The sequence below is a fragment of the Pseudomonas danubii genome (genome assembly GCF_042980055.1).
Taxonomy (GTDB): domain Bacteria; phylum Pseudomonadota; class Gammaproteobacteria; order Pseudomonadales; family Pseudomonadaceae; genus Aquipseudomonas; species Aquipseudomonas danubii.
Genome location: NZ_CP116502.1, coordinates 3,616,993 through 3,628,933, shown reverse-complemented (window position 1 = coordinate 3,628,933; position 11,941 = coordinate 3,616,993). Strand labels below are relative to the sequence as shown.

Annotated in this window: 10 protein-coding genes; 1 reads left to right on the top strand and 9 read right to left on the bottom strand. The window is 65.5% G+C overall.

Going from position 1 to position 11,941, the window contains the following annotated elements; genetic code table 11:
* Position 1: 1 nt before the first annotated feature.
* The gene (locus PFZ56_RS16795; protein WP_102880331.1) at positions 2–670 is read right to left on the bottom strand and encodes an ABC transporter ATP-binding protein; all 669 of its coding nucleotides are present in this window, start codon (positions 668–670) and stop codon (positions 2–4) included.
* 184 nt (positions 671–854) lie between these two features.
* Here PFZ56_RS16795 and PFZ56_RS16790 point away from each other — a divergent pair, with 184 nt between their 5' ends.
* The gene (locus PFZ56_RS16790) at positions 855–1,403 is read left to right on the top strand and encodes a YniB family protein (protein WP_102880330.1); all 549 of its coding nucleotides are present in this window, start codon (positions 855–857) and stop codon (positions 1,401–1,403) included.
* Here PFZ56_RS16790 and PFZ56_RS16785 read toward each other — a convergent pair.
* The 8 genes from PFZ56_RS16785 to PFZ56_RS16750 form a co-directional block, all read right to left on the bottom strand.
* Positions 1,377–2,228: a VanW family protein gene (locus tag PFZ56_RS16785; RefSeq protein ID WP_170004656.1), complete on the bottom strand. Its 852-nt coding sequence runs from the start codon at positions 2,226–2,228 to the stop codon at positions 1,377–1,379. The two genes, PFZ56_RS16790 and PFZ56_RS16785, sit on opposite strands and share 27 nt — an antisense overlap.
* A gap of 151 nt (positions 2,229–2,379) precedes the next feature.
* Positions 2,380–4,107, bottom strand: coding sequence for a NahK/ErcS family hybrid sensor histidine kinase/response regulator (locus PFZ56_RS16780; RefSeq protein WP_110597203.1), 1,728 nt, complete (start codon positions 4,105–4,107; stop codon positions 2,380–2,382).
* On the bottom strand, positions 4,091–5,254 hold the full coding sequence (ercA, locus tag PFZ56_RS16775; RefSeq protein ID WP_102880327.1) for an alcohol dehydrogenase-like regulatory protein ErcA: 1,164 nt from the start codon (positions 5,252–5,254) through the stop codon (positions 4,091–4,093). The genes PFZ56_RS16780 and ercA overlap by 17 nt, the downstream gene beginning before the upstream one ends.
* A 583-nt stretch (positions 5,255–5,837) precedes the next feature.
* Entirely contained in the window at positions 5,838–6,752 is a 915-nt protein-coding gene (pqqB, locus tag PFZ56_RS16770; protein ID WP_394304395.1) for a pyrroloquinoline quinone biosynthesis protein PqqB, read from the bottom strand.
* Positions 6,753–6,813: 61 nt separating this feature from the next.
* The gene (pqqA, locus tag PFZ56_RS16765; RefSeq protein ID WP_011060521.1) at positions 6,814–6,885 is read right to left on the bottom strand and encodes a pyrroloquinoline quinone precursor peptide PqqA; all 72 of its coding nucleotides are present in this window, start codon (positions 6,883–6,885) and stop codon (positions 6,814–6,816) included.
* A 388-nt stretch (positions 6,886–7,273) separates the two neighbouring features.
* Entirely contained in the window at positions 7,274–8,794 is a 1,521-nt protein-coding gene (locus PFZ56_RS16760; RefSeq protein ID WP_110597206.1) for an aldehyde dehydrogenase family protein, read from the bottom strand.
* A 197-nt stretch (positions 8,795–8,991) separates the two neighbouring features.
* Complete coding sequence (pedH, locus tag PFZ56_RS16755; RefSeq protein WP_170004973.1) at positions 8,992–10,767, bottom strand: PQQ-dependent alcohol dehydrogenase PedH; 1,776 nt, start codon at positions 10,765–10,767, stop codon at positions 8,992–8,994.
* Positions 10,768–11,008: 241 nt separating this feature from the next.
* Positions 11,009–11,938 (bottom strand): quinoprotein relay system zinc metallohydrolase 1, encoded by a 930-nt coding sequence (locus tag PFZ56_RS16750; protein WP_170004975.1) that lies wholly within the window; start codon positions 11,936–11,938, stop codon positions 11,009–11,011.
* Positions 11,939–11,941 lie beyond the last annotated feature (3 nt).

The following is an 11,941-nucleotide window of genomic DNA, read 5'->3' as shown; positions in this document are numbered from 1 at the left end:
CTCAAGCCCCGACCGGGTCGGCCAGACGACCGCGTTGCAGCACCACCGTCTGTTGCAGGCGGCTGGCCACCCGCTGGCTATGGGTGACCATCAACAAGCTGGTGGGGCTGTCCGCCAGTAGTTCCAGCAACAGCTGCAACACCTCGTCGCTGGTGGCCTCGTCGAGGCTGCCGGTGGGTTCGTCCGCCAGCAGCAATCCGGGTTTCGCAGCCAGGGCCCGGCCCAGGGCGACCCGTTGCTGCTGGCCGCCGGAGAGCTGCTCCGGGTAACGCCGCAGCAAATCCCCCAGGCCCAGGCGCTCCACCAACTGCGCCTGCCACAGCGGATCGAAGCGCCCGGCCAGGCGCGCCTGAAAGCCCAGGTTGTCCTCGACCCGCAGGCTGCTGATCAGGTTGAACTGCTGGAACACCAGGCCCACTTCAGTGCGCCGCCAGTTGGCCAGCTGGTGTTCGTTCATCTGCTCCAGGCCGTACTCGCCAATGCGGATGCTGCCGCGATCGACCTTGTCCAGCCCCGCCACCAGATGCAGCAAGGTGCTCTTGCCGCTGCCCGACTCGCCCATCAACGCCAGGCTGCTGCCCTGCCCCAGGTGCAGATCCACACCCTGCAGCACCGCCAGCGGGCCCTGGGGCGTGGGGTAGCTCTTGAACACTCCTTGTACTTGCAGCATGGGCTGATTCGTCCGACCTGAGAGGGGAACCAAGGATAACCCGTGCGCCCCAGGACCTGCGCAAAGCTTCACCGCTCTCCAGGCCGTCAGGCGCTCTGCGACCGATGGGCGAGCACTGGCCCCTATCGTCCAGCCGTCACGAAATATAGTATTGCGCCCCTTTTGTTCATTGCAGGAAGCACCCATGACCTACACCAGGGCCCAATTGCAGTACCGGCTGTACATCGCCGCAGGCGCACTGTTGTTTACCGGTGCCTTGATCTCGACCTTTTTCTCGACCCTGAAAATGCTCTATTGGCGCCTGGACAGCTACACCGCCATGGCCTCGACCATCAATCGCCCGATCAAGTACTTCGTGTACCAGGTCAACGCCAATACCCAGCCGCTGAACTGGTTCTGGGACAACAGCCCGACGCCCAGCTTCATCGACCTGAGCTACTCCTCCCACTGGAAATTCCTGGTGATCTACCTGTTGATCTTCGTCGGCGCGGCGCTGTTCGCCACGGGCCGGGGGATGATGCGCAAGGTCGAAGAGGTCGAGCCGCTGATCGAAGCCCAGCTCAAGGCCCCGGCCGAAGAAGGCGTGCCCGCCAAGACCCTGCAGGAGCTGGAGGACTCGACCCTGGTGGGCAAAGCGCCGTCGTTCTTCAGCCAGACCCGCCTGCTGGTGGCCTGGCCCCTGGGCGCTGCGGCGGTCTACCTGGGCCTACTGTGGATGCTGGGCATCATCTGAGCCCGGCGCCGGCGGATCGAGCAGCGCGTCTGCCACCGGGTACTTGACCACCACCCGGTTGCGATACAGGCACTCCTGGCGCAGCAGCTCGGCGTCCTGGCCCTTGCTGCGGATGTCGCGCCAGATCTGGTTCTCCCGGTACACCCGGGCGCCCTCGCGCACAAAGCGGTGGGCCCGCTGGTAAACGTGATAGCGATGCTCGCGCGGCTGCTCGCAAAGCAGCTCGCCCTCCAGCTGTTGCGCGCCGACCTGCAGCTTGAGCTGCAAGGTCTGCGGCCCGGGGTTGTACAGCACCAGATCGATGTAGTTGTAGAAGATCGCCGCCCCGGAACCGAAGGGCAGCACCCGCCCCTCGTCGGGAAACGGGTCGAAACTGTGGTTGGCCCGTTCCACCACCTCAAGCGGCGAGTGCATGGCCATCCAGTGAATCAGGTTGCTCAGCTGGCAGATGCCACCGCCGATGCCGCGGCGGGCCTCGCCGAACGACAGCTCCATGCCCTCGACAAAACCGCGTTCGCGACTGGGCCGGCCCACCAGCTTGCAGAAGGAAAAATACTCGCCGGGGGCGATGCGCACGCCATCGATGCAGGCCACCGCCAGTTTGAGGTTGATCACCTTGTTGTGCTGCAGCGCCAGGTCGCAGTCACCCAGGGTGCGGATCAGTTTCGAGGTGTGCTTGATCAGGCGATGGGGCAAGCGCGGGCTGCCGGGCTCGGGCCGGGCGTAACGGCGCCCGGAAAAACGCCAGGCCAGATGACGCATCAGGCGCTTCTGGCGTACCCGCAGCCAGTACAGCAGCGGGTGATACGAGGACAAGGGTTTCATCGATGGTTAAACGGCGGCCCGGCGCGACGGCGCAGGAGCCGGCTTCGTCCTTGAAAAAAAGAGCGGCATCTTAGCGACAAGCCTGCGCCCATGCCAGAAGCCCTGCACCCGAGCGCCCCGTACTGGAATGCACCGTAGAACAGGCCCAGCCCTAGCCCAGCAACTGGCTGAGCACGGCCCGCAGCTTGCCCGGTTTCACCGGCTTGTTGAGCAGCGGCGCTCCCAGTTGCTGCAAGGCCCGGCGGCACTGGTCGCTGCGGTCGGCGGTGATGATCACCGCCGGCAGCGGCTGCTGGAAATGCTCGCGCAACTGCTGCACTACCTGGCAGCCGGTGACCCCGTGATCCAGGTGAAAATCCGCCAGGATCAGTTCCGGCGCCCGGCCCTGAAGCACCGCCAGGGCCGCCGCCTGATCGGTGGCGGTGAGCACTTCACACCCCCACTGCCCGAGCAGCGCGGCCATGCTCTCAAGAATGCTCAACTCGTTGTCCAGCACCAGCAGGCGCCGCCCCGGCAGCGGATTGCCGGTGCCCGGCTGCGGTGCCTGCAAGCTGATGGGCAACGGCACCCGGGCCGCCAGGGGCACCTGGATGCTGAACCGCGAGCCGCGTCCCGGCCGCGACTCCACCTGCACCCGGTAGCCGAGGATCTTGGCGATGCGCTCGACAATCGCCAGCCCCAGGCCCACGCCTTTGCGGTCGGCGGCGCGACCCACGTCCAGCTGATTGAATTCGAGGAAGATCGACTCCAGGCGGTCAGCGGCAATGCCGCGCCCGGTGTCCCACACCTCCAGCCGCAGTTGATCGCCGCGGCGCCGCGCCGCCAGCAAAATGCTGCCGCGCTCGGTGTAGCGGCAGGCATTGCTGAGAAAGTTGCGCAAAATGCGGGTCATCAGCCGCAGGTCGGTGAACAGGGCAAAGTCGCCGAAGCGCACCCGCAGCTCCAGACCGGCCGCCTCGGCCACCGACTGGAACTCCGACACCAGCGGCGCAAGCATTTCATCCAGGCGATACACCGCCAGGTCCGGCTTGACCGCCGCCTGGTCGAGCTTGGAGATGTCCAGCAGATCGGTGAGCAAATCCTCGGCGCCTTCCAGGGCCTGGTGGGTGCGCTCCACCAACAGTTGCTCGGCGGCCGGCAGGTGCCGCTCGCGCAAGGTGGAGATCAACAGCCGCGCGGCATTCAGCGGTTGCAGCAGGTCGTGGCTGGCGGCGGCCAGGTACTTGTCCTTGCTGCGGTTGGCCGCCTCGGCGGCGTCCCGGGCATCCCGCAGATCGCACTCGATACGTTCGCGCCGGGCGATCTGCTGCTGCAGGTTGCGGTTGGCTTCCAGCAGTTCATCGGTGCGCGCGGCGACCCGCTGCTCCAACTGGTCGTTGAGCTGTTCCAGGTGCTGCTGGGCCAGCTTGCGTTCGGTGATGTCGGCGACAAACCCTTCCACCAGCCCGTCCTGGTCGGGCTTGAGCAGCAGGTTCATCAGCACATCGATGCTGCTGCCGTCCTTGCGCCGCAGCTGGGTTTCATAGCCCAGCAGGCTGCGCTGGCTCTGCAACTGCTCGCCGATGGCCGCCAGTTCCGCGGCGCCGCCGACGAACAGATTGCCGGCCAGATCGGCCAGGGAGAACAGCACTTCCTGGGGGTCCTGATACCCCAGCATGCGCGCCAGGGCCGGGTTGGCCGCGCGCATGCCGGCCTGCAGGCTGGCCTGGAAGATGCCGTGCACCGCGTGCTCGAACAGCCACTTGTAGCGGTTGCGCTCGGTTTCCAGGTCTTCCAGGCGCGCCGCCAGCTCCGGGTAATGGCTCTTGCGCGCCGAGTGGTTGCCCAGCCCCAAGAGCCCGGCCAGGGCCCGTTGCTGTTCGTCAGAGGGCCTCGCCATACACCACCTCGACGTCACGCTGGCTGGATTCGCGCGGGTTGGTGAGGATGCACGGATCGTCCATCGCATGCTGGGACAGGAACGGAATATCGCTGCTGCTGACCCCATGCAGGCCCAGGGTTTCGTGGAAGCCGATGGCGCGCTTCAGGGCGATCAGGTGCTCCACCAGCCGCCCGCAGATCTGCCGCTGGTTGAGCCCGCGACAGTCGATGCCGAAGGTCTCGGCAATCACCTTGAAGCGCTCCGGTGCCGAGCTGTAGTTGAAGGCCACCACATGCTCCACCAGCACCGCGTTGCACAACCCGTGGGGCAGGTCGAGAAAGCCCCCCAGGCTGTGGGACATGGCATGCACCGCACCGAGAATCGCGTTGGAGAACGCCAACCCGGCCTGCATGCTGCCGAGCATGATCTGCTCGCGCAGGGCGATGTCCGCCGGGTTGGCGATCATCTGCACCAGGTTGCCGTTGATCAGGCGCATGGCTTCCAGGGCGTGGGGGTCGGTGAGCGGGCCGTGGCCGGTGGAAACAAAGGCCTCGATGGCATGCACCAGGGCGTCGATGCCGGTGCAGGCGGAGAGGAACGGGTCCATGCCCAGGGTGGTTTCCGGGTCGATCAGCGACACATCCGGGACCACCGCCTTGCTGACGATGGAGAACTTCATCCGCTCCTGCTGGTTGGAGATGATGACGAACTGCGAGACGTCCGCCGAGGTGCCGGCGGTGGTGGGAATCATGATCAAGGGCGGGCTCGGCACGCGGATCATGTCCACCCCTTCGAACTCAAGGATGCTGCGCCCGTGGGCCACCACAATGCCGATGCCCTTGCCGCAATCCATCGGGCTGCCACCGCCGACGGCGACGATCACATCGCAGGCGTTTTCGCGGTAGACCTCGGCGCCCAGCATCACCTCCTCCACCCGCGGGTTGGGCGACACCTGGCTGTACAGGCAATAGTCCACGCCCTGGGCCTGGAGACTGGCCTCGACGTCGGCGACCCAACCGGCGGCGATCACCCCGGGGTCGCTGACCACCAGGACCTTGCGCGCGCCGAAGGTCTTCGCATAGTTGCCGACGTTATGCCGGCAACCGGCGCCAAAGATGATTTCCGGAGACACGAACTTGCGCAGCAGACTGAGATTCTGGCTCATGGGGGAAGCCTGTTTTCTTATTGTTCTGGAAGGAGAACGCCAGCCTAAAGCATCCGTTGCTGAAAGCAATCCGACCATCGGCGGACTTCGCAGCCTCGGCAGCGGCTACAGGCCATGTAGCCGCTGCCGCAGGCTGCGAACGGCACGAAGGGCTGCGGCGCTCTTGAGGCCGCTGCGGGTTTGGCGGGTGATCGTCAAGCAAGGCCCTGCGGGCCTTTGCGCAGCTTCGCCGTGGCTCAGCAGCGGCTACAGGGCCAGTGCCGATCCAAGATTTGTGTAGCCGCTGCCGCAGGCTGCGAACGGCACGAAGGGCCGCAGCGTGCTTGAGGCCACTGGGGGTTTGGCGGGTGATCGTCAAGCAAGGCCCTGCGGGCCTTTGCGCAGCTTCGCCGTGGCTCAGCAGCGGCTACAGGGCCAGTGCCGATCCAAGATTTGTGTAGCCGCTGCCGCAGGCTGCGAACGGCACGAAGGGCCGCAGCGTGCTTGAGGCCACTGGGGGTTCGGCGGGTGATCGTCAAGCAAGGCCCTGCGGGCCTTTGCGCAGCCTCGCGGGCTCGGCAGCGGCTACAGGGACCGGGTGGCGTCAGAGATGGATGTCCATGCCGTCATGCGCCACTTCGATGCCGCGGCGGGTCAGTTCGGCGCGCTCGGCGGAGTCTTCGTCGAGGATCGGGTTGGTGTTGTTGATGTGGATCAGCACCTTGCGCGCCCGGGGAAAGCGCTCCAGCACATCAAGCATGCCGCCGGGGCCGCTTTGCGCCAGGTGGCCCATTTCGCTGCCCAGTTTGTCGCCGACGCCACAGACGCGCATTTCATCGTCGCGCCACAAGGTGCCGTCCACCAGCAGGCAGTCGGCGCGCTCCATCCATTCCAGCAGGGCCTCATCCACCTGCCCCAGGCCCGGGGCGTAGAACAGGCTGGCGCCGCTGCGCCGATCCGCGATGAACAGGCCGATATTGTCCCCCGGGTGCGGGTTGCCGCGATGGGGCGAGTACGGCGGCGCGCTGCTGCGCAGGGCAATGGCCCGCAAGGCGATGTCTGGGCAGGCCGGTAGGCTGAATTCGCGGCCATCGAGGTGGATGGGCTGCCACTGCAAGCCGCCGTTCCAGTGGCTGAGCATGTTGAACAAGGGGAAGCCGCTGCACAGGTCCTGATGGACCATCTCGGTGCACCAGACCTGATGCGGGCAGCCCTCGCGCAGGCTGAGCAGGCCGGTGCAGTGGTCGATCTGGCTGTCCAGCAGGATCACTCCGGCCAGGGCGGTGTCGCGCAGCTGTCGGGCCGGTTGCAGGGTCGGGAAGGATTCCAGCTGCTGGCGAATATCCGGCGAGGCGTTGCACAAGATCCACTCGCTACCGTGGTCGCTCAGGGCGATGGACGATTGGGTACGACGCTGGGCGCGCAGGCTGCCGTCGCGCACTCCGGCGCAGTTGCGGCAGTTGCAGTTCCACTGGGGAAAACCGCCACCCGCCGCGGAACCGAGAATGCGGATATGCATGGTGTGCTCCAAAGGGGCAGAAGACTCCGGCCGCCACCCGGGCCGGCCGGAGCGGGACGGCTCAGCGGTTGGCGAAGTACATGGTCACTTCAAAGCCAATACGCAGATCGGTGTACGCGGGTTTATGCCACATGGGGTCAATCCTCTTGTTGTGCCGGGGATTCCGGTAGAGGCATTAATGCACGGTGAGCGCGGCGGCCGAATGCTACTTTGGGACGAGCCGGCGGGGTGCGTTGGTAGGGGCTTGGCGCGTGTGTAGCCGCTGCCGCAGGCTGCGCACGGCTTGTGGGGCATGAGGGCGCAGGAGACACAGGGGGCATGAGGACCAGGCGGTTGACGGGAAACCGCCAAGCAAGGCCCTGCGGGCCTTTGCGCAGCCTCGCACGCTCGGCAGCGGCTACAGCAGCAGGAGGTTTGGCGGGCGATCCCAGGCAAAAAAAACGGCGCGACGTCCACCCAAGACGTCGCGCCGTTGCCACACAAAGCGGGGCAGCACCCAACTACCCCGCTCTTTCTTGCCCTTAGAAGAAGCCCAGGGGGTTGATGTCGTAGCTCACCAGCAGGTTCTTGGTCTGCTGGTAGTGGTCGAGCATCATCTTGTGGGTCTCGCGGCCCACGCCGGATTTCTTGTAGCCACCGAACGCGGCATGTGCCGGGTACAGGTGGTAGCAGTTGGTCCACACGCGCCCGGCCTTGATCGCCCGGCCCATGCGGTAGGCGCGGTTGATGTCGCGGGTCCACAGCCCGGCGCCCAGGCCGAACTCGCTGTCGTTGGCAATCGCCAGGGCTTCGGCTTCGTCCTTGAAGGTGGTCACGCCCACCACCGGGCCGAAGATCTCTTCCTGGAACACGCGCATCTTGTTGTGGCCCTTGAGCAGGGTCGGCTGGATGTAATAGCCGCTGGACAGGTCGCCTTCCAAGCGCTCGGCGGCGCCACCGGTGAGCAGCTCGGCGCCCTCCTCCTGGGCGATCTGCAGGTAGGAGAGGATCTTCTCGTACTGCTGTTGCGATGCCTGGGCGCCGACCATGGTCTCGGTGTCCAGCGGGTTGCCGCGCTTGATCTTGACGATCTTCTTCATCACCTCGGCCATGAACGGCTCGTAGATCGATTCCTGCACCAGGGCCCGGGATGGGCAGGTGCAAACTTCACCCTGGTTGAAAAACGCCAGCACCAGGCCTTCAGCGGCCTTTTCGATGAACTTGGGCTCGGCCTGCATGATGTCTTCGAAGAAGATGTTCGGCGACTTGCCGCCCAGTTCCACGGTGGACGGAATGATGTTTTCGGCGGCGCATTTCATGATGTGCGAGCCCACCGGGGTCGAGCCGGTGAAGGCGATCTTGGCGATGCGCTTGCTGGTGGCCAGGGCCTCGCCGGCTTCGCGGCCAAAGCCCTGGACGATGTTCAGCACCCCGGCCGGCAGCAGGTCGGCGATCAACTCGGCGAAGATCATGATCGACAGCGGGGTCTGCTCGGCGGGCTTGAGCACCACGCAGTTGCCGGCGGCCAGGGCCGGGGCCAGCTTCCAGGCGGCCATCAGCAGCGGGAAGTTCCACGGGATGATCTGCCCGACCACGCCCAGCGGTTCGTGGAAATGGTAGGCGGTGGTCAGTTCGTTGATCTCCGCGGCGCCGCCTTCCTGGGCGCGGATGCAACCGGCGAAATAACGGAAATGGTCAGCGGCCAGGGGCACGTCGGCGTTGAGGGTTTCGCGCACCGCCTTGCCGTTGTCCCAGGTCTCGCTGACCGCGAGGATCTCCAGGTTCTGCTCGATGCGGTCGGCGATCTTCAACAACACCCGCGAGCGGTCCTGGACCGAGGTCTTGCCCCAGGCCTCGGCGGCGGCATGGGCGGCGTCCAGGGCCAGGTCGATGTCGGCGGCGCTGGAACGGGGGAATTCGGCGATCACTTCACCGTTGACCGGCGAGGTGTTGGTGAAGTACTGGCCAGCCACCGGCGGCACGAACTGGCCGCCGATGAAATTGCCGTAGCGTGGCTTGAAGGACACGACGGCGCCTGGGGTTCCGGGTTGTGCGTAGATCATGCTGAGCCTCTGCTGGTCGAGGCCTGTCCGACGACAGGCGATGAACCGATGGTAGAGAGCCCCGCCTGCCGGACGAATGCATCGTTGGCAGGGGGGGCTCTCGTCATTTGGTCGTAGGTTGATTGCCCTGTGCGGGAGCCGGCTTGCCGGCGAAAGCGCTCTTGCGGGCGCCTTCGCCAGCAAGCTGGCTCCTACGATTAGCGTTTGCTCACCAGATCCTTGGGCAGCTTGAAGGTCCAGAGCATGCCGCCCTGGTTGAAGTCCTTGACCCGCTTGGCCACTTCGCCGCCCCACAGCGGCACCGCGCCGCCCCAGCCGGAGAGCACCGAAACGTACTGCTCGCCGTCCATTTCCCAGGTCACGGGCGAGCCCAGGACCCCGGAGCCGGTCTGGAATTCCCAGACCTTCTCACCGGTCTTGGCGTTGAAGGCCTGGAGGAAGCCCTCAGGCGTGCCGGTGAACACCAGGTTGCCCTTGGTGGTCAGTACCCCGCCCCACAGCGGCGCGAAGTTCTTGTGACGCCAGACTTCCTTGCCGCTGATGGGGTCGATGGCCCGCAGCACGCCGATGTAGTCCTCGTTCAGCGGCTTGATGGTGAAGCCCGCGCCAAGGAACGCCGCGCCCTTCTTGTAGGCGATGCCTTCGTTCCAGATGTCCATGCCCCATTCGTTGGACGGCACATAGAACAGCCCGGTGTCGCGGTTGTAGGCCATGGGCATCCAGTTCTTGGCGCCGAGGAAGGCCGGGGCGACGAACACCGAGCTGCCCTTGGCTTCGCTGCCCGGCGCGCCGGGACGGCTGGCCTCGTTGTAGATCGGCCGGCCGTTCTTATCCAGGCCGGTGGCCCAGGTGATCTTGTCGACAAAGGGAAAGCCGCGGATGAACTTGCCGTTGGTGCGATCGAGCACGTAGAAGAAGCCGTTGCGGTCGGCGGTGGCGGCAGCCTTGATCTCCTTGCCGCCCTCCTTGTAATTGAAGGAGATCAGCTCGTTGACGCCATCGAAGTCCCAACCGTCGTGGGGGGTGCTCTGGAAGTGCCACTTGATGGTGCCGTCGTCCGGGTTCAGGGCCAGGCGCGACGAGGAATACAGGTTGTCGCCAGGGCGCAGGTGGGAGTTCCACGGCGCCGGGTTGCCGGTGCCGAACAGCAGCAGGTTGGTTTCCGGGTCGTAGTAGCCGCCAAGCCACGGCGCCGCGCCGCCGGTCTTCCACAAGTCGCCCGGCCAGGTCTTGCCCGCCTCGCCACCGGAAATGCCGTTCTCGATGGCCTTGCCGCCCTTGTACACGTAGCCCATATGGCCTTCCACGGTGGGACGCATCCACAGCAACTCGCCGTTTTTCGGGTCGTAGGCCTGGATCTTGCCGACCACGCCGAACTCGCCGCCGGCCACCCCGGTGATCAGCTTGCCGTTGACCATCATCGGCGCGGCGCTGATGGAATAACCCTCTTTGTGGTCGGCGACCTTCTTGCTCCACACCACCTTGCCGGTGTCCTTGTTCAGGGCCACCAGCTTGGCGTCCAGGGTGCCGAAGAACACCAGATCGCCGTACAGCGCCACGCCGCGGTTGATCACGTCGCAGCACGGGCGGATGTCGTCCGGCAGGCGAGCGTCGTACTGCCAGAGCTTCTTGCCGGTGCGCGCATCCACCGCGAACACCCGGGAATAGGAACCGGTCATGTACATCACCCCGTCCTTGATCAACGGCTGGGCCTGCTGGCCGCGCTGCTTCTCGCCACCGAAAGAGAAGGCCCAGACCGGCCGCAGCTCCTTGACGTTATCGACGTTGAGCATGTCCAGCGGGCTGTAGCGCTGGCCCTGGACACCCAGGCCGTTGGTGACGATCTGCTCAGGGTTTTTCGGGTCCTGGAGGATCTCTTCATCGGTGACGGCGGCCAGGGCCGCGCTGGACAGCAGCATGGCGCTGAGCACCAGGCTCACGGCGAAACAGGGACGACGTGGGGGTTGGGTCATGACGGCTACCTCGGCGGTTATTGTTGTTCCCGGGAAATTTTCCCGGTCTGCCGGGAATTCTTGGTCCCGGCCTGCTTGCCAACAATTGCCCGCAGTGCGGAGTTTTCTAGTTCCTTGGTACAGGAGGGGCAGTGGAAAGCTTCAAGCAACAAGCGGCAAGCAGGCGCCATGCCCCCGCACCGTAGGAGCTGGCTTGCCAGCGAAGAGGCCCTCGAAATCACCTTCCCCGGCAAGCCGGCGCCTACAGGCCGTCGATACGCTGCAGGCGCTGGCGTTCGTAACGCGGGTACAGGTGGCTGACACTGCGGATCAGCTCGTAGCGGGTCAGGCTGATGCCGGCAAAACGCTCGGGGATCGGGCGGCGGATCATCTCCGCCATGTCATCGCCCCGGGCGGCACCGTCGCGCATCAACCCGTCCAGCCAGCCCAGGTAGTCACGCATCTGAGCAAAGGGCGCCGCATCGCTGGCCACCGGTCCGTGCCCGGGGACGATCAGCTTCCACGGCAGGGCCTGCAAGGTGTCCAGGTCCTTGAGCCATGCCTCCAGCCCCGGGCTGTTGGGGGTGGTCAGCGCGCGCTCGTAGAACACCAGGTCACCGGCAAACAGCACTCCGGTGTTCTCGTCGAGAATCGCCAGATCAGCGCCGGTGTGCCCACTCAGGCTCAGCAGGCGCAAGCGATGCCCGCCCACCTCAAGAAGGCCGGGCTTCAGTTCCTGGGTCGGCAACACCACCTCGGTGCCGCGCATCCAGTCGCCGACCATGCGGTACATGTTCTCGGCCATGGCCTCGCCCTGCTGGCGCAGCAGGTCCGTGGTGCCGACCAGGGCGCCGATGGGCACATCGCCAAAGGCCTGATTGCCCAGCACATGGTCGGGGTGATGGTGAGTCAGCAGCAACTGGATCACCGGCTTGTCGGTGGTAGCGGCAATCGCCCGGCGCAAGGCTTCGCCGTAGCGCTTGGACGGCCCGCTGTCGATCACCACCACCCCGCTGTCGGTGACGATGAAACCGGTGTTGACGATATTGCCGCCATTGGCCTTGGCGAAGTTGTCGGTGCTGCCTTCCAGCAGCCAGATGCCCTCAGCGATCTGCCGGGGCTTGAGTTGATAGTCCAGGTCGGCTCGGGCCGGCAGGCCCAGGCACAGCAGCAACAGCAGAATCCAACGCATGGC